Origin of the sequence: Enterobacter asburiae (assembly GCF_008080435.1) — a bacterium.
Lineage (GTDB): Bacteria > Pseudomonadota > Gammaproteobacteria > Enterobacterales > Enterobacteriaceae > Enterobacter > Enterobacter asburiae_C.
Genome location: NZ_VRKN01000005.1, coordinates 154,570 through 180,474 on the forward strand (window position 1 = coordinate 154,570; position 25,905 = coordinate 180,474).

At 55.0% G+C, this 25,905-nt stretch carries 26 protein-coding genes and 1 pseudogene; 8 read left to right on the forward strand and 19 right to left on the reverse strand.

The genetic code is table 11. The features are described from left to right. The first annotated feature begins 13 nt into the window (after positions 1 to 13). Both pflB and FU672_RS11775 read left to right on the forward strand, forming a co-directional pair. Positions 14 to 2,309: pseudogene (gene pflB / locus FU672_RS11770) on the forward strand (formate C-acetyltransferase). Between the two features lie 149 nt (positions 2,310 to 2,458). Further along, positions 2,459 to 2,869: a Spy/CpxP family protein refolding chaperone gene (locus FU672_RS11775; protein ID WP_148243368.1), complete on the forward strand. Its 411-nt coding sequence runs from the start codon at positions 2,459 to 2,461 to the stop codon at positions 2,867 to 2,869. Positions 2,870 to 2,944: 75 nt separating this feature from the next. On the opposite strand, the gene FU672_RS11780 is transcribed toward FU672_RS11775, so the two are convergent. From FU672_RS11780 to FU672_RS11790, 3 genes are read right to left on the reverse strand one after another with little or no spacing between them, the layout of a single operon-like run. Next, complete coding sequence (locus FU672_RS11780; RefSeq protein WP_148243369.1) at positions 2,945 to 3,430, reverse strand: Hcp family type VI secretion system effector; 486 nt, start codon at positions 3,428 to 3,430, stop codon at positions 2,945 to 2,947. Between the two features lie 21 nt (positions 3,431 to 3,451). After that, positions 3,452 to 3,769: a DUF1493 family protein gene (locus FU672_RS11785; RefSeq protein ID WP_148243370.1), complete on the reverse strand. Its 318-nt coding sequence runs from the start codon at positions 3,767 to 3,769 to the stop codon at positions 3,452 to 3,454. A 2-nt stretch (positions 3,770 to 3,771) separates the two neighbouring features. Beyond that, positions 3,772 to 4,221, reverse strand: a complete 450-nt coding sequence (locus FU672_RS11790; RefSeq protein ID WP_148243371.1) for an STM2901 family protein — start codon at positions 4,219 to 4,221, stop codon at positions 3,772 to 3,774. Positions 4,222 to 4,575: 354 nt separating this feature from the next. Here FU672_RS11790 and FU672_RS11795 point away from each other — a divergent pair, with 354 nt between their 5' ends. Further along, on the forward strand, positions 4,576 to 5,907 hold the full coding sequence (locus FU672_RS11795) for an SLC5/6 family protein (RefSeq protein ID WP_148243372.1): 1,332 nt from the start codon (positions 4,576 to 4,578) through the stop codon (positions 5,905 to 5,907). Positions 5,908 to 5,927: 20 nt separating this feature from the next. Then, positions 5,928 to 7,229 carry an L-cysteine desulfidase family protein gene (locus FU672_RS11800; RefSeq protein WP_148243373.1) on the forward strand — a complete coding sequence of 434 codons (1,302 nt, stop codon included), beginning with the start codon at positions 5,928 to 5,930 and terminating at the stop codon, positions 7,227 to 7,229. A gap of 469 nt (positions 7,230 to 7,698) precedes the next feature. On the opposite strand, the gene FU672_RS11805 is transcribed toward FU672_RS11800, so the two are convergent. Next, the gene (locus FU672_RS11805) at positions 7,699 to 8,400 is read right to left on the reverse strand and encodes a pirin family protein (protein WP_025759872.1); all 702 of its coding nucleotides are present in this window, start codon (positions 8,398 to 8,400) and stop codon (positions 7,699 to 7,701) included. A 104-nt stretch (positions 8,401 to 8,504) separates the two neighbouring features. On the opposite strand from FU672_RS11805, the gene yhaJ reads away from it, so the two are divergent. Continuing rightward, the gene (gene yhaJ / locus FU672_RS11810) at positions 8,505 to 9,407 is read left to right on the forward strand and encodes a DNA-binding transcriptional regulator YhaJ (RefSeq protein WP_008503135.1); all 903 of its coding nucleotides are present in this window, start codon (positions 8,505 to 8,507) and stop codon (positions 9,405 to 9,407) included. Between the two features lie 41 nt (positions 9,408 to 9,448). Here the strand turns inward: yhaJ and FU672_RS11815 are convergent, their stop codons facing one another. The 11 genes from FU672_RS11815 to FU672_RS11865 form a co-directional block, all read right to left on the reverse strand. Continuing rightward, on the reverse strand, positions 9,449 to 9,814 hold the full coding sequence (locus tag FU672_RS11815) for a DUF805 domain-containing protein (protein ID WP_023294635.1): 366 nt from the start codon (positions 9,812 to 9,814) through the stop codon (positions 9,449 to 9,451). Between the two features lie 106 nt (positions 9,815 to 9,920). Continuing rightward, on the reverse strand, positions 9,921 to 10,907 hold the full coding sequence (locus FU672_RS11820) for a glutathione S-transferase family protein (protein WP_148243374.1): 987 nt from the start codon (positions 10,905 to 10,907) through the stop codon (positions 9,921 to 9,923). A 71-nt stretch (positions 10,908 to 10,978) separates the two neighbouring features. Further along, positions 10,979 to 11,371: a DoxX family protein gene (locus FU672_RS11825; protein ID WP_023309292.1), complete on the reverse strand. Its 393-nt coding sequence runs from the start codon at positions 11,369 to 11,371 to the stop codon at positions 10,979 to 10,981. 253 nt (positions 11,372 to 11,624) lie between these two features. After that, positions 11,625 to 11,921, reverse strand: coding sequence for a YqjK-like family protein (locus tag FU672_RS11830; protein ID WP_024906403.1), 297 nt, complete (start codon positions 11,919 to 11,921; stop codon positions 11,625 to 11,627). A gap of 2 nt (positions 11,922 to 11,923) precedes the next feature. After that, positions 11,924 to 12,316: a phage holin family protein gene (locus FU672_RS11835; RefSeq protein WP_023333540.1), complete on the reverse strand. Its 393-nt coding sequence runs from the start codon at positions 12,314 to 12,316 to the stop codon at positions 11,924 to 11,926. A 1-nt stretch (position 12,317) separates the two neighbouring features. Continuing rightward, entirely contained in the window at positions 12,318 to 12,623 is a 306-nt protein-coding gene (locus FU672_RS11840) for an ElaB/YgaM/YqjD family protein (RefSeq protein ID WP_008503141.1), read from the reverse strand. 31 nt (positions 12,624 to 12,654) lie between these two features. Further along, on the reverse strand, positions 12,655 to 13,023 hold the full coding sequence (locus FU672_RS11845) for a DUF1090 domain-containing protein (RefSeq protein ID WP_008503142.1): 369 nt from the start codon (positions 13,021 to 13,023) through the stop codon (positions 12,655 to 12,657). 142 nt (positions 13,024 to 13,165) lie between these two features. Then, positions 13,166 to 13,549 carry an EnvZ/OmpR regulon moderator MzrA gene (gene mzrA / locus FU672_RS11850; protein WP_148243375.1) on the reverse strand — a complete coding sequence of 128 codons (384 nt, stop codon included), beginning with the start codon at positions 13,547 to 13,549 and terminating at the stop codon, positions 13,166 to 13,168. A gap of 2 nt (positions 13,550 to 13,551) precedes the next feature. Beyond that, on the reverse strand, positions 13,552 to 14,214 hold the full coding sequence (yqjA, locus tag FU672_RS11855; RefSeq protein WP_023309289.1) for a DedA family general envelope maintenance protein YqjA: 663 nt from the start codon (positions 14,212 to 14,214) through the stop codon (positions 13,552 to 13,554). A gap of 345 nt (positions 14,215 to 14,559) precedes the next feature. After that, positions 14,560 to 15,336: a transcriptional regulator ExuR gene (exuR, locus tag FU672_RS11860; RefSeq protein ID WP_023615584.1), complete on the reverse strand. Its 777-nt coding sequence runs from the start codon at positions 15,334 to 15,336 to the stop codon at positions 14,560 to 14,562. Between the two features lie 173 nt (positions 15,337 to 15,509). Further along, a complete protein-coding gene (locus tag FU672_RS11865; RefSeq protein ID WP_148243376.1) occupies positions 15,510 to 16,808 on the reverse strand; it encodes an MFS transporter in 1,299 nt (432 codons plus the stop codon). 478 nt (positions 16,809 to 17,286) lie between these two features. On the opposite strand from FU672_RS11865, the gene uxaC reads away from it, so the two are divergent. After that, on the forward strand, positions 17,287 to 18,699 hold the full coding sequence (gene uxaC, locus FU672_RS11870; protein ID WP_148243377.1) for a glucuronate isomerase: 1,413 nt from the start codon (positions 17,287 to 17,289) through the stop codon (positions 18,697 to 18,699). Between the two features lie 17 nt (positions 18,700 to 18,716). Continuing rightward, a complete protein-coding gene (locus FU672_RS11875) occupies positions 18,717 to 20,204 on the forward strand; it encodes a UxaA family hydrolase (protein ID WP_148243378.1) in 1,488 nt (495 codons plus the stop codon). A gap of 92 nt (positions 20,205 to 20,296) precedes the next feature. On the opposite strand, the gene sstT is transcribed toward FU672_RS11875, so the two are convergent. The 4 genes from sstT to FU672_RS11895 form a co-directional block, all read right to left on the reverse strand. Further along, the gene (sstT, locus tag FU672_RS11880; RefSeq protein WP_148243379.1) at positions 20,297 to 21,538 is read right to left on the reverse strand and encodes a serine/threonine transporter SstT; all 1,242 of its coding nucleotides are present in this window, start codon (positions 21,536 to 21,538) and stop codon (positions 20,297 to 20,299) included. 237 nt (positions 21,539 to 21,775) lie between these two features. Beyond that, entirely contained in the window at positions 21,776 to 22,744 is a 969-nt protein-coding gene (locus tag FU672_RS11885; protein ID WP_148243380.1) for a TerC family protein, read from the reverse strand. Between the two features lie 251 nt (positions 22,745 to 22,995). Further along, positions 22,996 to 23,994 (reverse strand): Gfo/Idh/MocA family protein, encoded by a 999-nt coding sequence (locus tag FU672_RS11890; RefSeq protein WP_148243381.1) that lies wholly within the window; start codon positions 23,992 to 23,994, stop codon positions 22,996 to 22,998. Positions 23,995 to 24,064: 70 nt separating this feature from the next. After that, positions 24,065 to 24,568: a YgjP-like metallopeptidase domain-containing protein gene (locus FU672_RS11895; RefSeq protein ID WP_148243382.1), complete on the reverse strand. Its 504-nt coding sequence runs from the start codon at positions 24,566 to 24,568 to the stop codon at positions 24,065 to 24,067. An 83-nt stretch (positions 24,569 to 24,651) separates the two neighbouring features. On the opposite strand from FU672_RS11895, the gene rlmG reads away from it, so the two are divergent. Continuing rightward, on the forward strand, positions 24,652 to 25,788 hold the full coding sequence (gene rlmG / locus FU672_RS11900; RefSeq protein WP_148243383.1) for a 23S rRNA (guanine(1835)-N(2))-methyltransferase RlmG: 1,137 nt from the start codon (positions 24,652 to 24,654) through the stop codon (positions 25,786 to 25,788). The last annotated feature ends 117 nt before the right edge of the window (positions 25,789 to 25,905 follow it).

Below are 25,905 nucleotides of genomic sequence, written 5' to 3' on the forward strand. Positions count from 1 at the left end.
AAGCGAGAATCAAATGAAAGTTACAATCGATACGGGCGTCGCGCCCTACAGCGACGCATGGGCCGGGTTTCGCGGTGAAGAATGGAAAAATGCCGTCAACGTCCGCGATTTTATTCAGCATAACTACACCCCTTATGAAGGCGATGAAGCTTTCCTCGCGCAGGCGACGCCAGCAACGACGGCGCTGTGGCAGAAGGTAATGGTTGGCATTCGCCAGGAGAACGCCACCCACGCCCCGGTGGATTTTGACACCAACATTGCCACCACCATTACGGCCCACGGGCCGGGCTATATCGACCAGGATCTGGAGACGATCGTCGGCCTGCAAACCGATAAGCCGCTCAAGCGCGCGCTCCATCCGTACGGCGGGATCAACATGATCCGCAGCTCGTTCGAAGCCTATGGTCGGGAGATGGATCCGCAGTTCGAATACCTGTTTACCGACCTGCGCAAAACCCACAACCAGGGCGTGTTTGACGTCTATTCGCCGGAGATGATGCGCTGTCGTAAATCCGGCGTGCTGACCGGTTTGCCGGACGGCTACGGACGCGGACGCATCATCGGTGACTATCGCCGCGTGGCGCTGTACGGGATCGCTTATCTGGTGCGCGAGCGGGAACTCCAGTTTACGGATCTGCAGGGCAGGCTGGAGCGCGGTGAAGATCTGGAGGCGACGATCCGCCTGCGTGAAGAGCTGGCGGAGCACAAACGCGCGCTGCTGCAGATCCAGCAGATGGCGGCGAACTATGGCTTTGATATCTCGCGCCCGGCGATGAACGCCCAGGAAGCGGTGCAGTGGGTCTATTTTGCCTACCTTGCCGCGGTGAAATCCCAGAATGGCGGTGCGATGTCGCTGGGGCGCACGGCCTCGTTCCTCGATATCTACATTGAACGCGATATGCAGGCGGGGCGGCTGAATGAAGTCCAGGCCCAGGAGCTGATCGACCACTTCATCATGAAGATCCGCATGGTACGCTTCCTGCGCACGCCTGAGTTCGACACGCTCTTCTCCGGCGATCCGATCTGGGCAACGGAAGTGATCGGCGGGATGGGGCTGGACGGGCGCACGCTGGTGACCAAAAACAGCTTCCGCTATCTGCATACCCTGCACACCATGGGGCCTGCACCGGAGCCGAACCTGACGATCCTCTGGTCTGAACAACTGCCGATCGCGTTCAAGAAATACGCCGCGCAGGTGTCGATCGTCACCTCGTCGCTGCAGTACGAGAACGACGATCTTATGCGTGCGGACTTCAACAGCGACGACTACGCCATTGCCTGCTGCGTCAGCCCGATGGTGATCGGCAAGCAGATGCAGTTCTTTGGCGCGCGTGCCAACCTCGCCAAAACGCTGCTGTACGCGATCAACGGCGGGGTGGACGAGAAGCTGAAGATCCAGGTCGGCCCAAAAACCGAGCCGCTGCTGGATGACGTGCTGGAATACGACACCGTGATGGCGAGCCTCGATCACTTTATGGACTGGCTGGCGGTGCAGTACATCAGCGCCCTGAATCTCATTCACTACATGCATGATAAGTACAGCTACGAAGCCTCGCTGATGGCGCTGCACGACCGGGACGTCTTTCGCACCATGGCCTGCGGCATTGCCGGGCTGTCGGTGGCGGCGGATTCCCTGTCGGCCATTAAATATGCCACGGTGAAGCCGGTGCGCGACCATACCGGTCTGGCGGTCGATTTCGTGATTGAAGGGGACTATCCGCAGTACGGCAACAACGACGACCGCGTGGACAGCATCGCCTGCGACCTGGTGGAGCGCTTTATGAAGAAAATTCAGGCGCTGCGGACCTACCGCAACGCGGTGCCAACCCAGTCGATCCTGACCATCACCTCCAACGTGGTTTATGGTCAGAAGACCGGGAACACGCCGGACGGACGACGCGGCGGCACGCCGTTTGCGCCAGGTGCGAACCCGATGCATGGCCGCGACAGAAAAGGGGCGGTGGCCTCGCTAACGTCGGTCGCCAAACTGCCGTTTACCTATGCGAAAGACGGGATCTCCTACACCTTCTCCATTGTGCCGCAGGCACTGGGCAAGGACGAGCTGGTGCGCAAAACCAACCTGGTGGGGTTGCTGGACGGGTACTTCCATCACGAAGCGTCCATTGAGGGGGGGGCAGCATCTGAACGTCAACGTCATGAACCGGGAAATGCTCCTCGATGCCATCGCGCATCCCGAGCATTACCCGAACCTGACGATCCGCGTTTCAGGCTATGCGGTGCGTTTTAATGCGCTGACGCGCGAGCAGCAGCAGGATGTGATTTCGCGAACGTTTACCCAATCCATCTAAAAGTGAGTTCTCATGCCCCCTCAACGCAGGGGGCATTTTTTTGCCCGCTAAACATACAAAATTGTTTATATAATTACTCACACATATTCATCCGCTCTTGAAAAACAATACGTCTGCTTTTCCCTATAACAGCATGTAAGGACAGTAAGATGATGAAAATGACCCGTATTGCGCTGGTCGCCGCCTCGCTGGCAGTGTGCAGTTTTACGGCACAGGCCGCGAACGTTGAGGCTGCCCCGTCTCCATCCCAGGATCCGCTGGTACAGCACCTTAAGCTCAGCAATGAGCAGGTTAAGAAGATTGAAGATCTGCATAAGCAGCTGGAACAAAATGTCAGCAAGATCCCGATGACGGGCGTGAAGGACGGCGCGCTGATCGACATGTTCCAGGCGGGTAAATGGGACGAAAGCACGGTGAAAAGCCAGCTTACTGCCTTTAGCAAAATTGAAGAGCAGACCCGTTATTACCGCGTGAAATATTACTTTGACGTCAGTCAGGTATTGACGCCGGAACAGCGTAAGCAAATTAGAACGGATATGGCTAACGCGCTGGCTGAGTGATCCAGGAATCAATCATTTAAAATGAAACCTCACAGAATCGCTTCAATTGGATTCTGTGAGGAATTATCCTGATCATCATGCCGATGCCCGTTCATTCCATGCATCAGAGAATTGAATATTCCCGTCACAATAGGTCCAGGTCGCTTTTTCGTAGCGCAATTGAATAGATTCAAGGTGACCAGTACCAGGGCAGTTACGAGTATCGTTAACAATAGGGGAGATAGAGACGACTTTCACCCCTTCCAGAACTGTTCTAAAATATTCGACCTCCCAGCCCGCATCGTTAATTTGGTAATATTTAATCTCAACTTTTTTAAGGTTTTGCCCTGTAGCGACTGCCTTATAAAGGTATGGAGATGAGCTATCAATTTCTTTCTCGAAAAGGAAAGGTGCGTGTTTTCGCGTTCCGGCTAATCTTCCGGAGAGTGGATCGGTTGGAATAGTCAAATTATGGGTTAAACCTCTAATTTCAACACTCCCTTCACGATCCTGAACATCACATGAACCTTTAATGAGTGAGCCACCGTCGTCATAGAACCAAATGTGAACAGGTACGGCCATTATAAAAACTCCTTCTATAAATCAATCGTGTATCCATTTACCTGCTTTTACCGCTTCAGCAAACATTCTTACGGTCAATGGTTTTGATGTTTGCTCAACAGCTTTTTTTGTAAACCATTTTCGGAAAAACCATGTTTGAGTCCATGGGAAATAGTTCTCCGTATTGACTTCGATAAGGTATTTTTTCTCAAATCTCTCAATTGCATACACAACATCGTCCAGATCGGTGTAATCCTGTAAAACATCATCCAACTCGAGGGGGATTCTTTTACCCGTAAATGTCCCTTGTTCAGGTAAGTTGTCCCTGAAGAATTCCAAAACATCAGATTCACTGTTCATCTTTACCAAATCCGATCTTTAGGGTGAGCAATCGTGTTATAGCGCGACAATGTTTTGTAACTTATTATTATAACATCAGCAGCAAGGATAGTTATCCCCAACGTGGGGATCCATCGACCAATGAAAGCCCCTAAGTTGCGTGTATACATAGGTTTCCTGTATTTGAAACTTACAAGCGTGATGGTTGGCAATCGGTGTGGTAGGTTTACGTTCAGGATATCTCGAAGGTATTTAGATGCCACGGATGTCCCTATTGTTGCTGTTTCCGGTTTAGTCCTGGTTTCAAGTATTGGTAAACCCAGGATAATCGTAGCCATCATTACTACATCCTTTAATCCACCGAACTGTTCATCGGTAGTATCAAGGAAAATCCAAAAAAAAAGCTCAGATGCTGAGATATTACATATACCTTTGTAGAAATATGTTCCATTAAGCTCTTCAACTGTGTCCACAGTATAGCCATTTTTAGAGTGTGGTTATTGGTGATCTCATCTTATAAAATATAGGGAAGAGAGAGTAGTGCCTTAATCTTTATAAATTCCGAAAAATGTACTCTTTTCTTCTGAGGGCATCATTCTTTGAACTCGATCTCTTTTAGAAAAAAACACGCATAATATCTCAACCAAGAAGTAAATTTTTCTCCAACATCAGAAAAACCATATGAAACTTGTGACTTTTTTCTCCCTCTCTCCGGATATGATCTTCTCACACCAATAACACACACCTGCTGCTCCCTGAATCGCCATCACTGGCGATCGGAAACCTATAAAAACAATTGTTTACCCTACAAAATAAGCGAGTGCCCAATGGATACGGCAACAAACAGCAGTGTGATTATGAGTGATTCCCCCGCGGCAAGGCGGGCAGGAATGAGCGAAAGCGAGTGGCAAGAGGCCATTAAATTCGACAGCACCGACACGGGCTGGGTCATCATGAGTATCGGGATGGCTATTGGCGCGGGGATTGTTTTTCTCCCGGTGCAGGTGGGATTAATGGGGCTGTGGGTATTTTTGCTCTCATCAATAATCGGCTATCCGGCTATGTATTTATTCCAGCGTCTGTTTATTAATACGCTGGCGGAATCGCCGGAGTGCAAAGATTACCCGAGCGTAATTAGCGGTTATTTGGGTAAGAACTGGGGCATCTTATTAGGCGCGCTCTATTTCGTGATGCTGGTGATCTGGATGTTTGTCTATTCCACGGCCATCACCAACGACAGCGCCTCGTATTTGCACACCTTCGGCGTAACCGACGGTTTACTCTCGGAAAATCCGTTTTACGGTTTATTCCTGATTTGCATTCTGGTCGCCATTTCTTCACGCGGTGAAAAGCTGCTGTTTAAAGTCTCCAGCCTGATGGTGTTGACCAAATTATTCGTGGTTGCGGCGCTGGGGCTGTCGATGATTGGCCTCTGGCATTTAGCCAACGTCGGCATGCTGCCGCCGATGGGGCTGCTGATTAAAAACGCCATCATTACGTTGCCCTTTACCTTAACCTCCATTCTGTTTATTCAGACCCTGAGCCCGATGGTGATCTCGTACCGTTCACGGGAAAAATCCGTGGAGGTCGCGCGCCATAAAGCGCTGCGGGCGATGAATATCGCCTTTGGGGTGCTGTTTGTGACGGTCTTTTTCTACGCCGTCTCTTTCACCCTGGCGATGGGGCATGACGAGGCGGTTAAAGCCTACGAACAGAATATTTCTGCCCTGGCAATTGCGGCGCAGTTTATTAGCGGCGACGGCGCGGGCTGGGTCAAAATCGTCAGCGTGATCCTCAATATTTTCGCCGTGATGACCGCGTTCTTCGGCGTCTATCTCGGCTTCCGCGAGGCTACGCAGGGGATCGTGATGAACATCCTGCGCCGCAAAATGCCGACGGAAAAAATCAATGAAAACACTGTCCAGCGCGGGATCATGCTGTTCGCCATTTTGCTGGCCTGGAGCGCGATTGTGTTAAACGCGCCGGTGTTGAGCTTCACCTCCATTTGCAGCCCTATCTTCGGCATGGTGGGTTGTCTGATCCCTGCATGGCTGGTCTACAAGGTACCGGCCCTGCATAAATATAAAGGCGTATCGCTGGTGATTATCGTCATCACCGGGCTGCTGCTTTGTGTTTCTCCTTTCCTCGCATTCTCCTGAGGGTAATTAAGGTCGTAACGATGTCTGAGCAAACTCATCCTTTATGGAATCAATTTATTCGCGCGGTGCAGGAAGAAGTGAAGCCTGCCCTTGGGTGCACTGAGCCTGTCTCTCTGGCATTGGCCTGTGCGATGGCCGCAGACCTTCTGCCGGGGGAGGTCACGCAAATTGAGGCGTGGGTATCGCCAAACCTGATGAAAAACGGGCTGGGCGTGACGGTGCCGGGCACCGGCATGGTCGGGTTACCCATTGCGGCGGCGCTGGGCGCGATTGGCGGTAACGCAAACGCCGGGCTGGAGGTGTTGAAAGATGCCACCGCCGGTGCGCTGGTTCGCGCCAAAGCTCTGCTTGCGGCAGGGCGAGTGCAGGTAAAATTGCAGGCGCCGTGCGCTGAGATCCTTTACTCCCGCGCCTGCGTTCACGCAGGAGATGCCTCGGCGATGGTGACCATTGCCGGTGGGCATACGCGTGTTGTGGAAGTGGTGTGCCAGGGCGAAACGCGTTTCACGCTGGGTGAGCAATTGACCGGGGAAAGTGACGATCCGCTGGCAGTGCTATCAAACGCCACGCTGTCGCAAATCCTTGAGTTTGTGGAACAGGTTCCCTTTGAGGCGATCCGTTTTATTCTGCAAGCAGGGAAACTGAACGATGCGCTCTCCCGTGAAGGGCTTAGCGGTAAATGGGGGCTGCACATCGGCGCGACGCTCAATAAACAGCGCGCACGCGGATGGATGGCGCAGGATGTTGGCTCAGACATTGTTATTCGTACCAGCGCAGCTTCGGATGCCCGGATGGGCGGCGCAACGCTGCCAGCGATGAGCAACTCTGGCTCCGGGAATCAGGGGATCGCTGCCACGATGCCGGTGGTGGTGGTGGCTGAGCACGTTCAGGCCAATGACGAACGGCTGGCGCGAGCGCTGATGCTTTCGCATCTTTCGGCGATCTATATCCATCACCAGCTTCCGCGTCTGTCGGCGCTGTGTGCGGCGACAACGGCAGCGATGGGCGCTGCGGCGGGGATGGCGTGGCTGATGGGGGGGTCATACCAGACCATTTCAATGGCGATAGGCAGTATGATCGGTGACGTCAGCGGGATGATCTGCGACGGGGCGTCTAACAGCTGCGCCATGAAGGTTTCAACCAGCGTCAGTAGCGCCTGGAAAGCGGTGATAATGGCGCTGGATGATTCGGCCGTGACGGGCAACGAGGGGATTGTGGCGCACGATGTGGAGCAGTCGATCGCGAACCTGTGCGCGCTGGCGTGCCGCTCAATGCAGGAAACGGACCGGCAGATTATTGAGATTATGGCGAATAAGGTGTAGCGCGTTTCCCTCTCCCACAGGGCTGAGGGTTCCCCAGTAATTTTTTTACCTGAAGCGATGAACGTTGCATCAGTAAAATTAATGACTTACAGCGATGCCCTGGTCCGGCTGTAAATCGCCGAAGCGTTTCCGCAAGGCCGGGGCGAGGCGCAGGGATGCGCCGAGAGGGCGTGGCCTGCAGGGATGCAGGCTCATGCCCGACCCGATAGCCTGAAGGAATAAGCTGAGGGCACCGCGAAGCGGCGATTTACCGCCGGGAGCCCGGGTCGCCAGGGTGGTGGCGATTGAGCCACCCTGGCACGTTCACCGGTCAAGTCGTTACAGAGTAGCAAGAAACATAAAGTGAACGGAATGACCACAACAGCCGTATGTTCCCCCTCACCCCAGCCCTCTCCCTCAAGGGAGAGGGGGTTGTCCGTGCAGGCATTATTTTGTGGGGAACCCTCAGCCCTGTGGGAGAGGGTATTCTTTAAACCGGCAAATCAATCAGCAGCGCGCGCAGCGGCGTATCTGCCACCAGGGTGATATTCGCTTCATCACGAATAAACGCCCCGTCGCCGCAGGTGAGCGCTTCTTTCTCTTCCGTGTGCGTCACCGCATGCACCGTACCGTGAATAGACTGCAAATAGGCGCGCGGACCATGAAGCTGGAAGCTCGCCTGTTCACCTTTCTTCAGCTCGATATGGTGCAGCCACACCTGCTGACGCAGTTGCAGACTATCTTTGCTGCCGTCTGGCGATGCAATCAGCTGCTGCTTATCGCCCGTTAAATCTAACTTCTGTACCAGCGGATTTTCCCGCTCGGGGCACGCGTCCAGCCACAGCTGCATACGGGTCAGCGTTTTGTCTTTGCTGAGGTTATGCTCGCTGTAGCTGATGCCCGGCTGCGTGGAAATTAACAACGCTTCGCCAGCCTTTGCCTGGACATGATTGCCCTCGCTATCGCGGTATTCTGCCTCGCCTTCCAGGATCAGGTTCAGGATATCGACTTTCGGGTACGTACGCGGCTGGAAGGAGGCGCCCGGGGCGAGCACTTCCTGGTTCAACACGCGCAGTGAAGCGTAACCGAGGAGTTTAGGGTCAAAGTAGTGTCCAAAGGAAAAGGTGTAGCGGGCCTGCAGCCAACCGAAATCGGCTTGTCCGCACTGTTTAGCTGTTCTTGTCGTAATCATAAACTTGACCTCTCTTTACACTAAAACAATGGTAAAGGTATGGACGCTGCATTGTTAGCCAGATATTCTGCCTGGTATGTTCAAATTTCCTGAATGAGAACGAGATGGCTAAAGAGAGAGCATTGACGCTTGAGGCGCTTCGCGTCATGGACGCAATTGACCGACGCGGCAGTTTTGCTGCGGCGGCAGATGAGCTGGGGCGCGTTCCGTCTGCGCTGAGCTACACCATGCAGAAGCTGGAGGAAGAGCTGGACGTGGTGCTGTTTGACCGCTCCGGTCATCGAACTAAATTCACCAACGTGGGGCGAATGCTGCTGGAGCGCGGCCGCGTGCTGCTGGAAGCGGCGGACAAGCTCACGACGGACGCCGAAGCGCTGGCGCGCGGCTGGGAGACCCATCTGACGTTAGTTACCGAAGCGCTGGTGCCGACTGAAGCGCTGTTCCCGCTGGTAGACCGCCTGGCAGCCAAAGCCAATACGCAGCTGTCAATCATCACCGAGGTGCTGGCAGGCGCGTGGGAGCGTCTGGAGACGGGCAGGGCGGACATCGTCATCGCGCCGGACATGCACTTCCGTTCTTCATCGGAAATCAACTCGCGCAAGCTTTACAGTGTGATGAACGTCTATGTTGCCGCACCCAATCACCCGATTCACCAGGAGCCGGAGCCGCTCTCTGAAGTGACGCGCGTGAAGTATCGCGGCGTGGCGGTAGCGGATACCGCGCGTGAGCGTCCAGTGCTGACGGTGCAACTGCTGGATAAACAGCCGCGACTAACCGTTACGTCTCTGGAAGATAAGCGCCAGGCGCTGCTGGCGGGGTTAGGCGTGGCGACCATGCCGTACCCGTTTGTCGAAAAAGATATTGCTGAAGGACGGCTGCGCGTTGTCAGCCCGGAATATACCAGCGAAGTGGATATCATTATGGCGTGGCGTCGCGACAGCATGGGCGAAGCCAAATCATGGTGCCTGCGCGAAATACCTAAACTCTTCGCCCACCACAATAAATAAACGGGTAGGCCCGGTAAGCGTAAGCGCCACCGGGCGTTATTTTACGCGCCGATCTTAGGATCGGGACCAAAGCGGTTTTCGCCCGGCGTCCCGCTCTGGCAGTTGAAAATCAAAATCACGATCCAGCCCACGATCGGGATCAACAGCAGCAGTAACCACCATGCCGAACGATCGGTGTCGTGCAGTCGACGGAACAGCACCGCCCATGATGGCAGCAGGACTAACAGGCCATAGATGGTAGTCAGCACGCCTTCACCACCAGCCCGCTCCCAGCCAAGAATTTTATCCACAATACCCAGCACCATGATGAGGATGAAGTTCACCAGAACGAACATCCAGTACTCTTTGCGGCGGGCACGGCCACCAAATCCAATGTAGTTGCGCAGTACTTTTAAATACCAGTCCATTTTCCTTGCCTCATTAGTCAGTCAATCACTTGTTTTCTAAGCGATCGAGGTAAGGATAGATGGAGATTGTGAATTAAAAAAGGGCATCTATTGATGCCCTTAATATTTATCCAAAACGGACGTCGCGCCCGTGAGGTTCATCCAGATCCTGCCACGGCCCAATGGAGATAATGCCCGTTGGGTTAATGGTCTTGTGGCTGCGGAAATAATGGGTGCGGATATGGTCGAAATCGACCGTGTCGGCGATGCCCGGCATCTGGTAGATGTCACGCAGGAAACCATACAGGTTCAGGTAATCGCTGATGCGGTGCTTGTCGCACTTAAAGTGGGTGACATAGACCGGATCAAAGCGAACCAGCGTGGTCCACAGGCGAATGTCCGCTTCCGTCAGGCGATCGCCCGTCAGGTAGCGATGCTTGCCCAGGAGCTGTTCCAGACGCTCCAGCGATTCAAACACCTTTCCAACCGCTTCGTCATACGCTTCCTGGCTGGTGGCGAAACCGGCCTTGTAGACGCCGTTGTTGACGTTGTCGTAAATCCAGCTGTTCAGCTCATCAATCTTTTCGCGCAGTTCAGGCGGGTAGTAATCCCCGGCGCGAGCGCCGTGCGCGTCAAACGCGGTATTGAACATGCGGATAATTTCCGCAGACTCATTGCTGACAATCGTCTGGTTTTTCTTGTCCCACAGCACCGGCACGGTAACGCGCCCGGTGTAGTGGGGATCGGCGTGCAGATAGAGCTGGTAAAGGAAATCGTGGTGGTAAAGATCGTCGCCGGTCGCCGCAGGGAAATCACTGTCAAACGTCCAGCCGTTTTCCAGCATCAGCGGGTTCACGACCGAAACCGGAATTAGGGATTCAAGACCTTTAAGCTTGCGCACAATCAGCGTGCGGTGTGCCCACGGGCAGGCAAGCGAAACATAAAGATGATAACGGTCTTTCTCAGCCGCGAAGCCGCCTTCGCCGCTCGGGCCTGGCGCACCGTCGGCGGTCAGCCAGTTACGGAAGGCCGAAACTGAGCGCTTGAAGCGACCTCCGGTGGATTTGGTGTCATACCAGACATCCTGCCATACGCCGTCTACGAGTTGTCCCATTTTTTCTCCTCCGTCAGATAGCAAAAGCGAGGAGATGTCTCCTCGCTTTGTGTTCATTCAGTATAGCGTGCTTACCACTTCTTATTCAGAACTCGGTCGATGCTGTATGCGCCCGGGCCAGTGACGGCCAGCAGCAGGAAGCCACCCGCGATGGTCAGGTTTTTCATGAACATCAGAGAGTTCACGCCTTCCGCAAAGTTGCTGTGGAAGATGAACGCCGTCAGCACGGTGAAGCCTGCGGTAAACAGCGCGGTGGTACGGGTCAGGAAGCCGAACAGTACCGCCAGGCCGCCGCCGAACTCAAGAAGAATGGTCAGTGGCAACAGGAACCCCGGAACGCCCATGGCTTCCATATACTGCTGGGTACCCGCATAACCGGTGATTTTCCCCCAACCTGCCACGATGAACAGAATTGGCATCAGAATACGCGCGACCAGTACACCAACATCTTCTAATTTTTTCATTTTACTCTCCAGGAAACCACATGTGCGGCTGAACTTTATTTGTCTGCAATTCCGGGTAGATACCGCGGTATTGCTGTCGATGGAGAGCATCATAAACGGGGCGGGTGGCAATTGTTAGCAAGGAAAACTGTCAATCTCTTTCAAAGATATTGAGCAAGGGGGCATGCGCGCTGGTGCCCTCACCCCAACCCTCTCCCACAGGGAGAGGGCGCAAAAACAAAAAACGGTAACCAGGGTTACCGTTTTGCTTTTATCACCGCAGCTGCTGCTGCCGCAACGTTGCTTTCACCAGCCGCCAGGCGCTCCAGGCGCCAAATCCACGGCGTGCCCAGCGGATCAGCATATTCGGATGACGAACGGACCAGATAGCCATCACGCTGCTGCCGACCAGCGCCCATGAACGCAGGCTCAGGACGGTATTCCAGCCCCGGTCAAACCGTCGCGTCGCGTCAATCCAGTCGCGACGACTGGCAGACAGATCCAGCCGTTGCTGCTGGATCTGGCTTAACAGGTACGCTTTTCGCTTTTGACGTTCGGCTTTACCGCTCACGGCTAGTCATCCTCCAGCAGGGCGCGATCGTTCGCCAGCTCCTGACGCGTATGGCGCAGGAAAGTGGACTTGCGCGCTTTACGCAGCGTCCAGATACCGCCTATCAACGCTGCGACCAGCAGAACGACGGTGGTGGCAATCATCGCGTTAAGACGATACTGCGGATCAATGGCCCAGATGATTAACACCATCAGGCTCATCAGACCAAACGCGGCGAAGAGCATAGTCAGCCCGAGCATCAGCAGCATCTGGAAGAGGTTCGCTTTCTCCTCCTCCAGCTCGACCACTGCCAGCCGGACGCGCGTTTCGGCAATCCCGACCAGCGTCGTTAGAATACGCTGGCCGATGCCAAGGACGTTGTTGGCAGGCCCTTGTGCGTGACGAGGATCTTCCATATTAACGACGCGTCAGAAGGACACCCAGTACCACACCTACTGCGGCACCAATCCCTACACCCGTCCATGGATTATCACGCACATATTCGTCCGCGCGCGCAGCCGCTTCGCGGGTCTGCTTCGCCAGTGCATCACCGGTTTCACCCAGGCGATAGCGGCTCTCTTTCAGCGCCTGCTCCGCCTTGCTGCGCAGCTTGCTGACCTCTTCTTTTGACTTATCAGCAGAGGAGTTCAGCACCTCTTCAAGGGTATCGGCCAGGGATTTCAGTTCAGCGCGCAGATGTTCAGACGTCGTATCTTTTGACATGATTCTCTCTCCTGTTGAGATTTCCGTTAACTCAATAATCGCGAGCTTCCAGCGCTTTCAGGTCGTCCTGCGCTTCTTTCAACTTCTTCTCGCGCTTAGCAATTTTTTCCGCATCCCCTTTCTCTTTCGCTTCCTGCAGGTCGCGACGGCGCTCGGCTATCTCGTCCTTCTGTTCAGCGATTTTCTTCTGGTGGTCGGCACGAAGCTTGCTGTCTGAACAGTTCGCTTTCACTTCGCTCAGCGCTTTTTTAAGACCATCAACACGGTGCTGATTGTTATGCTTTTCGGCATAACCGATCTCACGCTGAATATCCTGTTCTTTCTCCTGACAGAGAGAGTTTGCGAAGGATGCTGTGCTTAAAGAAAAAAGGGCCAGAGCCAGAGTCATGCGGAATTTCATTATCGAAACCTTCCATTGTGTGGCGGCATAAGCCGCTATCCAAAGTTATGCGGAGTACATTGAGGGGTGCTCCGCGTACTTAAGCATAGTAAGTAAACGGGGGATTCACCAAAGTGAGTGAAAAGATTCGGAATCCTGGAAGTTATCCAAAACGATGCGACGTATCGCGAATCAATGACAGCCAGGCTGCAGGCTGGTTGTCATCTTCCTGCTGAGCAATGATATACCCGTGCGGCAGCGTACGGTCGAGAACCACTTTCGCGGCGGCACTTTGCGCACGGGAATCAAACTTGATCAGTAAAACATCGTCCTGCGGGGTGATGCTCTTAAAGCGGATCCCGTTCGCATCCAGATGATGCCAGACAGAAAAACCGTCAGGCACGCTGGCACCCTGGTTTACCGGGCGGATGGCCAGCGTCGATTCCTGATGCGAAAGCGCGCTCCATGCCAGCAGCAGGGCGCTGAGTACCACCAGTGTAATCACGGCAAAGGCAAAACGGCGCAGAGCGAGCGGTGAGATTGCCATCGTCAGCCTCTGGCTCCGTATTTCTTTTTCCACAGGACAACCAGTGAGCCAATCAGGCCGAAGACCAGCAGAACCACAGGCAGCAGCATCAGGCAGGACATCAGCTGATCTTCATATTTCATAAAGACCGGCGTTTTACCCAACGCATAGCCCAGCGTCGTCAGAATAAGCACCCATAACAGACCGCTCATCCAGTTAAAGAACTGGAAGCGCGCGCTGCTCAACCCCGACAGACCGGCAATGGTGGGCAGCAGGGTACGAACAAAGGCGATAAAGCGGCCAATCAGCAGCGCGGAAAGCCCGTGCTTGTGGAAAAGGTGGTGCGCCCGCTGATGATAATGCGCAGGAAGATGAGAGAGCCAGTTCTGGACGATCCGGGTATTTCCCAGCCATCTTCCCTGGATATAGCTCACCCAGCAGCCGAGGCTGGCCGCAACGGTCAGTAATAAAATGGTGTGTGGAAACGCCATCGCCCCTTTGGCACACAGCACGCCGACAAGTACCAGCAAACTGTCACCGGGCAGGAAGGCAGCAGGCAGCAAACCGTTCTCAAGGAACAGGATCATAAACAAGACGAAATAGAGCATGCCAATCATGGAAGGGTTGGCCAGCGTTTCAAAATCCTGCGCCCAGAGGGCATGCAGTAGTTGGGTCAAAAGTTCCATTCAGTGTTCCTGGAAATCGGTTAACGTCACGCCTGTTATCCGGGACAAACAGCACGGCGACATTGTTGTGATTTCATTATGGTCGCTCGCGGACACATTGCGGTGTGGCCAACACTGTTCCCTGTTAATTGGCTGGTTAGCAAGCACTAACTTACAAAATAAGGAATTGAATCCAATTGTAACAAAGCCCAACGTTCTGCGTCACAGAATTTGCAGGGGTGAGTTGATTTTGGCGTAAGCCCGGGAAGTGAGCGAGGGGATTTACAAAGGCTGACACTATATATGTTTTGCTTACCCATGTAAGCCGGAAGGCGCAATGTAGCGCCTGCCAGCAGATAAGGTCATCTATTTTGCGGCACTGGGTGCCGTATCGAGATGAACAACCGGATTATCGGCAAAAAGATAGCGGTCAGCGTTAAATTCGAAGTCATCGCTGGTTTCGTTGAACAGCATCTGCTTGGTGTTTTCCAGGTGCTGCCACATCGCCAGTTTAGCGGCATGCGGATCTTTACGAATCAGCGCCTTAAGGATTTGGTCGTGATCGTCGCACCAGTTGTCGACGGTACGGGAATCGATATGGTCGTGCAGTTTTTTCCAGTACGGGTTGTGAACGCGCTGAGTCCACATTTTTTCAACAATTGCCGCCAGCGCCGTATTTTGGGTTGCCAGGGCGACCTGAACGTGGAACTGCAGATCCCACTCTGAGTCGCGGAAACATTTTTCCTTACGGGCATTCTCCTGGATCTCCATCAACTTCATGATGTCCTGCTTGGTCACCTGCGTCGCCGCAAATTCGGCAATATTGCTTTCGATCAGCTGGCGAGCCTGGAGCAGCTCAAACGGGCCATAGCTGGCGAATTCCAGACTTTCGTCCGCGACGGGAGAGTGTTTCGGCAGATTAGAAATCACGTGAATGCCGGAGCCTTTGCGTACCTCAACGTAGCCTTCTACTTCCAGCATGATAATCGCTTCACGCACCACGGTACGGCTCACGCTTTTTTCATCCGCGATAAAGCGCTCGGCGGGAAGTTTATCACCGACAAGATAGACCCCTTGCTCGATGCGATCTTTCAGCTCCGCAGCAAGTTGTTGATATAAACGACGTGGTTCGGTGATTTCCATATGCGCTCCAGGCAGGGTACGGCAGATGATTTGTTATACCACTTTTGCGTGCCACTCTCCAGATTTTGCCATTAAAAAAGCCGCTACTGAGCGGCCTTTAAATGCCCGGCGGCACGGGCCTACGGGTTTTGTAGGCCGGGTAAGCGTAGCGCCACCCGGCGGAAAAATGGTTGCTAACTCTGCGTAGCCGGTTTCCCGAGGGACTCTTTCGCCAGCTCCTCTGCGGATTTGCTTTTCAGCACCGTCCAGATAACCACTGCACCCATCAGGTCGAAGATCGCCAGCACCGCGAACAGCGGGCTGAAGCCGATGGTATCCGCCAGCGCGCCGACCACCAGCGCGAACATTGTACTCGCGGTCCAGGCGGCCATGCCGGTCAGACCGTTGGCGGTTGCCACTTCGTTACGACCAAAGACGTCAGACGAGAGCGTAATCAGCGCGCCGGACAGGGACTGGTGCGCAAAGCCACCGATGCACAGCAGACCAATTGCAACGTAAGGGCTGGTGAAGAGACCGATCATGCCCGGGCCAATCATCAGCAGTGCACCCATGGTGACGACCATCTTACGGGAAACAATCAGGTTCACACCAAACCAGCGCTGGAACAGAGGGGGCAGATAGCCGCCCACGATACAGCCCAGGTCAGCGAACAGCATTGGCATCCAGGCGAACATTGCGATCTCTTTCAGGTTAAAGCCGTAGACTTTAAACATGAACAGGGGGATCCAGGCGTTAAAGGTACCCCAGGCCGGTTCAGCCAGGAAACGTGGCAGGGCGATACCCCAGAACTGACGGGTGCCGAGGATCTGCCAGACGGTCATTTTTTTGCCGTTGTTGGTCTGATGCTGCGCTTCCTGACCACCAATGATGTATTCGCGTTCTTCTTCGGAGAGTTTTTTCTGATCCCGTGGGTGTTTATAGAAAATCAGCCACGCCATCGCCCAGGCAAAGCTCAGCACGCCAGAGATGATGAACGCCATCTGCCAGCTGTGCATCACGATAGCCCACACCACCAGCGGCGGCGCAATCATCGCCCCGATGGACGAGCCCACGTTGAAGTAGCCGACAGCAATGGAACGCTCTTTCGCCGGGAACCACTCGGAGCTGGCCTTCAGGCCCGCCGGTATCATTGCAGCTTCTGCCGCACCGACCGCACCACGAGCCAGCGCCAGGCCGCCCCAGCTGCCTGCCAGCGCGGTTGCCCCACAGAAAATCGCCCAGGCGATGGCGAAGAAGGCATAACCGATTTTGGTACCGAGAATATCCAGCACATAGCCAGCAACAGGCTGCATGATGGTATACGCCGCGGAATAGGCGGCAATGATGTAGGAGTATTGCTGCGTGGAGATATGCAGCTCTTCCATCAACGTTGGCGCTGCTGCTGCCACGGTGTTACGCGTCAGGTAGCCCAGCACGGTGCCTAACGTCACCAGTGCGATCATATACCAACGTAACCCTTTAATTTTACGCATCTAAAACCTCATCGTTATGTTATTTCCGCGCCAGAGCACGGCAACCTCTCAACCGTTTCCGGGAGCAGTTGTGTAACGGGAGGGGCGTAGCCGGGAGCATGTCCCGGAACGGCCCGAACCTTGCTATAAGTAAGCGTGCATAAGTCGGTATCCGTACCGTTAAACCCGATGTCTCTCACACCGGTAATGCATTCCGTCGGCTGAGTGTTTGCGACGGCGAAAAGATAACTTGTCATACAACTTTAAAAGGTGAGTGACATCACAAATGTATGATTCTTTGTGGGGGCATTAATCGTTGTGGGCAAAGCCAGTAATAGCGGGGATTGCAGAAGGGTTTACTCCATTGAGGGTAATTTATTTGTTGACGTTTATTGATCTTACTCACGAAAAAAGCTTCGGTTGGTGGAAATTGGTGTGATAACTTTGCAGCATATGAACATACGCTTTCTGACGCTCCCGTGTAATGAGGAAGACGATAATGACGCCGTTTATGACCGAAGATTTTCTGTTAGATACCGAATTTGCTCGCCGCCTGTACCACGACTACGCAAAAGACCAGCCGATTTTCGACTACCACTGCCATTTGCCGCCGCAGCAGGTTGCCGAAAATTACCGTTTCAAAAACCTGTATGACATCTGGCTGAAGGGTGACCACTACAAATGGCGTGCCATGCGCACCAATGGCGTCGCTGAGCGCCTGTGCACCGGCGATGCGACCGACCGCGAGAAGTTTGACGCGTGGGCGGCGACCGTTCCGCACACCATCGGCAACCCGCTGTACCACTGGACGCATCTTGAGCTCCGCCGTCCGTTTGGCATCACCGGCAAACTGCTCTCCCCAACGACCGCCGATGAAATCTGGGATCGTTGCAATGCACTGCTGGCGCAGGATAACTTCTCCGCGCGCGGCATCATGAAGCAGATGAACGTGAAGATGGTGGGCACTACCGACGATCCGATTGACTCCCTGGAACATCATGCCGTTGTCGCCAAAGACACCTCTTTTGATATCAAAGTGTTACCAAGCTGGCGCCCGGACAAAGCCTTCAACATTGAACAGGCCACCTTCGCCGACTACATGGCGAAGCTGGCGGAAGTGTCGGATACCGATATCCGTCGTTTCGCTGACCTGCAAACCGCGCTGACCAAACGTCTGGATCACTTCGCGGCGCACGGCTGTAAAGTGTCTGACCACGCGCTGGACGTGGTGCTGTTTGCGGAATCAAACGAAGCCGAGCTGGACAGCATACTGGCGCGTCGTCTCTCCGGCGAAGGCTTAAGCGAGCACGAAGTGGCGCAGTTCAAAACGGCGGTGCTGGTGTTCCTCGGTGCGGAATACGCGCGTCGCGGCTGGGTACAGCAGTACCATATTGGCGCGCTGCGCAATAACAACCAGCGGCAGTTCAAACTGATCGGTGCGGATGTGGGCTTCGACTCCATCAACGACCGTCCGCTGGCGGAAGAGCTGTCCAGACTGCTGAGCAAACAGAACGAACAGAACCTGCTGCCAAAAACCATCCTGTACTGTCTGAACCCGCGCGACAACGAAGTGCTGGGTACCATGGTCGGCAACTTCCAGGGTGAAGGGATGCCGGGCAAGATGCAGTTCGGTTCCGGCTGGTGGTTTAACGATCAGAAAGACGGCATGGAGCGTCAAATGACGCAGCTGGCGCAGCTTGGCCTGCTGAGCCGCTTTGTCGGCATGCTGACCGATAGCCGCAGCTTCCTGTCCTATACCCGGCATGAATATTTCCGCCGCATTTTGTGCCAGATGATTGGCCGTTGGGTACACGCAGGCGAAGCGCCAGCGGATATCCAGCTGCTGGGCGAAATGGTGAAAAACATCTGCTTTAACAATGCGCGTGATTACTTCGCCATTGAACTGAACTAAGGCCGTTTGAGGTTGATATGCAATACATCAAAATCCATTCGCTGGATAACGTGGCCGTCGCGCTGGCTGATTTGACCGAAGGGACGAAAGTCACTTTCGACGGCCAGTCGGTTACGTTGCGCCAGGCTATTGGGCGTGGACACAAATTTGCCCTGATCCCCATTGCGAAAGGGGAGAACGTGGTGAAGTACGGTTTGCCCATCGGCCATGCGCTGGCGGATATTGCGCCGGGTGAATACATTCACTCACACAATACCCGCACCAATCTGAGCGATCTGGACGAGTACAACTATCAACCTGATTTACCTGCGGAAGCGATGCAGGCGGCGGATCGTGAGGTGCAAATCTACCGTCGCGCCAACGGCGAGGTGGGGATCCGCAACGAGCTGTGGATCCTGCCGACCGTCGGCTGCGTCAACGGAATTGCGCGCCAGATCCAGACGCGCTTCCTGAAAGAGACCAACGATGCCGAAGGCACTGACGGGGTGCATCTGTTCAGCCACACCTACGGCTGTTCCCAACTGGGTGACGACCACATTAACACCCGCACCATGCTGCAAAACATGGTGCGTCACCCGAACGCGGGCGCGGTGCTGGTGATTGGCCTGGGCTGTGAGAATAATCAGGTGGACGCCTTCCGCGACACGCTGGGGGAGTTCGATCCTGAGCGCGTGCACTTCATGGTGTGCCAACATCAGGACGACGAAGTGGAAGCGGGCATTGAACAGCTTCATCAGTTGTACGAGGTGATGCGCCATGATCGGCGCGAGCCGGGCAAGCTGAGCGAGCTGAAGTTTGGTCTGGAGTGCGGCGGGTCTGATGGCCTTTCCGGCATTACCGCCAACCCGATGCTGGGCCGCTTCTCGGATTACGTGATTGCCAACGGCGGCACGACGGTGCTGACCGAAGTGCCGGAGATGTTCGGCGCAGAGCGTATTCTGATGAGCCACTGCCGCGACGAAGAGACGTTTGAAAAAACCGTCACCATGGTGAACGACTTCAAACAGTACTTCATTGCCCACAATCAGCCGATTTATGAGAACCCGTCGCCGGGTAACAAAGCGGGCGGGATCACCACGCTGGAAGAGAAATCCCTCGGCTGCACTCAGAAAGCGGGGGCGAGCCAGGTGGTTGACGTGCTGCGCTACGGCGAGCGGCTGAAAACGCACGGTCTGAATCTGCTGAGCGCTCCGGGTAATGATGCGGTCGCCACCAGCGCGCTGGCGGGTGCTGGCTGCCATATGGTGCTATTCAGTACCGGTCGCGGTACGCCGTACGGCGGTTTTGTGCCGACGGTGAAAATCGCCACCAACAGCGAGCTGGCGGCAAAGAAAAAGCACTGGATCGACTTTGATGCGGGCCAGCTGATTCACGGCAAAGCCATGCTGCAGCTGCTGACGGAGTTCGTGGACACTATCGTGGAATTTGCTAACGGTAAGCAGACCTGTAACGAGAAGAACGACTTCCGCGAGCTGGCGATCTTTAAGAGTGGTGTGACGCTTTAATCGGTGCGGCCTGATGCCCTCACCCTGGCCCTCTCCCACGGGGAGAGGGGACAAACACTAAAAACGGCAACCTCAGGGTTGCCGTTTTGCTGTTAACCTCGCAATGCGTTCTTCGCTAAACGCGCGTCTTCCGCCTGACAGGCCGCTGCGGTAAACAGCACGTCGGTAGAGGAGTTCAGTGCAGTTTCGCAAGAGTCCTGCAGCACGCCGATGATAAAGCCGACGGCCACAACCTGCATCGCAATCTCGTTCGGGATGCCGAACATATTACACGCCAGCGGGATCAGCAGCAGCGAACCGCCTGCCACGCCGGATGCGCCACAGGCACACAGCGACGCCACCACGCTCAACAGCAGCGCGGTTGGCAGATCCACCGGAATGCCCAGCGTATGCACCGCCGCCAGGGTCAGCACGGTGATGGTGATCGCTGCACCCGCCATGTTCACGGTTGCACCCAGCGGAATCGACACGGAATAGGTATCGCGATCCAGGTTCAGCTTCTCCGCCAGCGCCATGTTCACCGGAATGTTTGCCGCAGAGCTGCGGGTGAAGAAGGCGTACACGCCGCTCTCACGCAGGCAGGTCAGCACCAGCGGATACGGGTTGCGGCGGATCTGCCAGAACACCAGCAGCGGGTTGATCACCAGCGCCACCAGCAGCATACAGCCGACCAGGACGACCAGCAGCTGTGCGTAGCCCCACAGCGCGTCGAAACCGGTGGTTGCCAGCGTCGAAGAAACCAGACCAAAAATACCGATTGGCGCAAAGCGAATTACCAGTTTCACCATAAAGGTCACGGCGTTCGACACATCGTTGACCAGGTGTTTCGTGGTGTCGTTACTGTGACGCAGCGCGAAGCCCAGACCAATCGCCCAGACCAGGATGCCAATGTAGTTCGCGTTCATCAGCGCTGTGATGGGGTTAGAGACCATGCTCATCAGCAGGCCGCGAAGCACTTCGACAATGCCGGATGGCGGTGTGATGTCACCGGCCGCGCTGGTCAGATGCAGCGTGGACGGGAACAGGAAGCTAAACACTACAGCCGTTAAGGCAGCAGAGAAGGTTCCCAGCAGATAAAGGAACAGAATAGGGCGAATGTTGGTTTTTTGTCCGTGCTGATGGTTGGCAATCGATGCCATGACCAGCATCAGAACCAGTACCGGTGCGACGGCCTTCAGTGCGCCAACGAAAAGGGTACCGAGCAGCCCCGTGGCCTCCGCAGCAGGCTTTGACACCATCGCCAGCAGAATACCCAGTACCAACCCGACCAGAATTTGTTTAACGAGGCTGCCCTGCGCCAGGCGCGCGAACAGACCACTTGATTGTGTGCTCATACGTTTTTCCTGAGTGAAATTGCGTTCCATCCTGATGTGCTCTTAGTCACATTTATGTCCGGATGTAAGTATTTGTTTGCCTGGTTGAGTATCAGGGAAAGCAGCGAAAGGCGGAAGCGTAAAATGCTGGATTTTACGTGCCACATCATATTTTTTAACTGTTGCGTTACAAAAGTGTGTTCACCCTCTCCCTGTGGGAGAGGGCCGGGGTGAGGGCGTCAGCCCGCACTGAACGTTTTACTCCGCCTGCTGCTTCTTATCGTGCTGACGGTTAACCCAGGTGTTGATAAGCAGCGTGACGATCAGAATGCCAAACACCACGCCGAGCGAGATAGCGATTGGGATGTGGTAGAAATCGACGATCAGCATCTTGATACCGATAAACACCAGGATCACCGACAGACCGTACTTAAGCATCGAGAAGCGCTCTGCCGCGCCTGCCAGCAGGAAGTACATCGCACGCAGGCCGAGAATGGCGAACAGGTTTGAGGTCAGAACGATGAACGGGTCGGTGGTCACCGCGAAGATCGCCGGGATACTGTCTACCGCGAAAATCACGTCGCTTAGCTCAACCAGAATCAGCACCAGCAGCAGCGGTGTGGCAAACAGCAGGCCGTTCTTGCGCACGAAGAAGTGCTCGTTCTCAATCTTGTCCGTCATACGCAGATGCCCACGGATCCACTTCACCAGCGGGCGATCGCCAATCGCGGAGCCGTCCTCTTTCGCCAGCGCCATTTTGACCCCGGTGAATAGCAGGAACGCGCCGAAGACGTACAGCAGCCATTCGAACTGGGTAATCAGCCAACTGCCGGCGAAGATCATAATGGTACGCAGAACAATGGCACCCAGCACGCCGTACACCAGCACGCGGCGCTGCAGGGCAGCAGGCACGGCAAAGTAGCTGAACAGCATCAGCCAGACGAAGACGTTATCGACCGCCAGGGCTTTTTCAATCAGATAACCGGTGAGGAAGGCGAGCGCCTGAGGATCGGCCACCGCGCGGCCTTCGGTCGAGGCCAGATACCACCAGAAGGCGGCACAGAACAGCAGGGAGAGGGTGACCCACACCAGAGACCAGGCCGCAGCCTGTTTGATGCTCATACCGTGTGCGCCGCGACGCCCCTGCAAAAAGAGGTCGATCGCCAGCATGATGAGCACGACTACCGCGAATCCGCCCCACAACATTGGAGTGCCGACAGAATGCATACTATTTTCCTTACACATAAAAAACAAAAACGGCCATGGTCAGAAGACGATAGCCGTTAGCTTTTTATGCATAGACCTCGCCTTCCGGCAAGGTCTCACTTACAACCACGAGGGTTGCCCGGCGACCGGATGCGGTATTGCACGCATCGTAATGACGATCCACCGACGAAGAAGTTACTCCCCTTTGCAGGTAACAAAATATGTCAGACCATTGGTTTCGTCAATGGTCTGCGCCGTTTCATTACACAGCTTTACGCGATCGCTTCCGCGCCCACGCCGTCTGCCGGGAACACCACGCCGGTCTGGCGGCGGATCTCCGTTTGCAGCTTCGCCGTCGTGCGGCTCACTGCGAGGCCGGGGTGATTCACTTCGTTGTCTTCCACCAGACGGGCGAAGACCTCTGCCTCATAGAGCATAGTGTTAATATGCTGAGGCTGCGTCAGCTCCTGCGCTTTGCCGCCGCGCGGTACAAAGCTCACTTTCTGACACTCGGAGATCTTCTCAATAACCAGCGAGCCCGCTTCGCCCTGAATTTCGCTCGGTAGCACAGAATCGCTCACCTTGGAGTGCTGCAGTGTGACGCTGAAATCACCGTAATCCAGCACCGCTAAACCGTGTGCATCCACGCCGCTCTCCAGCAGGCTGGCTTGCGCACTGACGCTGTGCGGTTCGCCCCACAGGGCCACGGCAGAAGCCAGGCAATAGAAACCGATATCCATAATCGAGCCGTTCGAGAAGGCCGGGTTAAAGGTGTTTGGGTTCTCGCCGTCCAGATAGCGCTGATAGCGCGACGAGTACTGGCAGTAGTTGATAAAGGCTTTACGCACTTTGCCAATTTTCGGCAGGGACTGCTGCAGCAGCAGGAAATTCGGCAGACTGGCGGTTTTAAACGCTTCGAACAGCACCACCTGATTTTCGCGGGCAAGCGCAATGGCCGCTTCCACTTCCTGGATATTTGACGCCAGCGGCTTCTCGCAAATCACATGCTTTTTATGGCTGAGGAACAGCTTCGTTTGCGGGAAGTGCAGGGAGTTCGGGCTGGCGATATACACCGCGTCAATGGCGTCGCTTTGCGCCATGTCATCAAGCGAAGTGAAGAGATGCTCAACGAGGTAGTCGTTAGCAAAACTCTGCGCCTGCTCAAGGCTGCGGGAATAGACTGCGGTAAGTTTAAGTTTGCCGGTTTCGTGGGCGGCGTCGACGAACTGGCGCGTGATCCAGTTCGTACCAATGACTGCGAAACGTATCATAAACGTTTACGTACTCCGTAGCGGGGAACCTTTAGCCACTGTAGCACGTCATCATGACAATTCGCGTGCGCTACTGCGCATTACCATTTAACGATAAATGCGTAAGCCATAGCCGGGTGTCAAACTCCAGCTGGTGGTACTGCGGCTCCATGTGGCAGCACAGGGAGTAGAACGCTTTGTCGTGCTCTTTCTCTTTCAGGTGTGCCAGCTCGTGGACCACGATCATCCGCAGAAAGGCTTCCGGTGCGTTACGGAAAACCGTCGCGACGCGGATTTCGGCCTTCGCTTTCAGCTTGCCGCCCTGCACGCGGGAGATGGCGGTGTGCAGGCCGAGCGCGTTTTTCAGCACGTGGATCTTATTGTCGTACATCACCTTGTTGATCGGCGGTGCACTCTTCAGATACCGGCTTTTCAGATCCTGCGTATACTGCCAGAGGGCCTTATCGGTCGCGAAATCGTGCGTACCGGGATAGCGTTTTTCCAGCACTGCGCCGAGCTTCTGCTCGGCAATCAGGCTGCGAACCTGAGAAAGTAAATGCTCCGGGTAGCCCTGGAGATAAGTAAGTTGGTTCATCAACGCCCCAAATCGACAATAAAACGGGTATACTCACGCACCCTTTTCAGGGATACGCCAAATTTTACCATTCAGGAGGGCCGATGAGCCACTTAGACAACGGTTTCCGTTCACTCAACCTTAAACGTTTCCCGGAAACGGACGACGTTAACCCGCTCATGGCGTGGGAAGCGGCGGATGAATATCTGCTGCAGCAGTTGGATGAGACTGAAATCAGCGGCCCGGTTTTGATCCTGAATGACGCCTTTGGCGCGCTGGGCTGCGCCCTGGCTGAACACACGCCTTACAGCATCGGCGATTCCTACCTGAGCGAACTGGCGACGCGTGAAAACCTGCGCCACAACGACATCGAAGAGTCCAGCGTGAAATTCCTCGACAGCACCGCGGACTACCCGCAGGCGCCGGGCGTGGTGCTGATCAAAGTGCCAAAAACCATGGCGCTGCTGGAGCAACAGCTGCGCGCGCTGCGTAAGGTCGTGACGCCAGAAACCCGCATCATCGCGGGTGCCAAAGCGCGCGATATCCACACTTCGACGCTGGAGCTGTTCGAGAAAGTCCTCGGCCCGACCACCACGACGCTGGCCTGGAAAAAAGCGCGCCTGATCAACTGTACGTTTAGCGCACCGGAGCTGGCAGATGCGCCAGAGACCCTGAGCTGGAAGCTGGAAGGGACTGACTGGACCATCCACAACCATGCGAACGTTTTCTCCCGTACCGGTCTGGATATCGGGGCGCGTTTCTTTATTGAAAATCTGCCGGAAAACCTGGAAGGGGAAATCGTCGATCTGGGCTGCGGTAACGGCGTGATTGGCCTGACGCTGCTGGCGAAGAACCCGGACGCCAGCGTGGTGTTCAGCGACGAGTCACCAATGGCGGTGGCCTCCAGCCGTCTGAACGTGGAAACCAACATGCCGGAAGCGCTGGATCGCTGCGAGTTTATGATCAACAACGCGCTGTCGGGCGTAGAGCCTTTCCGCTTCAACGCCGTGTTCTGCAACCCGCCGTTCCACCAGAAGCACGCCCTGACGGATAACGTCGCGTGGGAAATGTTCCACCACGCGCGCCGCTGCCTGAAAATCAACGGCGAGCTGTACATCGTGGCGAACCGCCACCTGGACTACTTCCACAAGTTGAAGAAGATTTTCGGCAACTGCGTCACCATTGCGACGAACAACAAGTTTGTGGTGCTGAAGGCGGTGAAGCTGGGACGTCGTCGGTAAGATTGTTTTGCCTGGCGGCGCTTCGCTTGCACAGGCCTACGTAGTGTGCGGTCTGATGCCCGGTGGCGCTGCGCTTACCGGGCCTACAATGGCCTCGAACCCGTAGGCCGGGCAAGC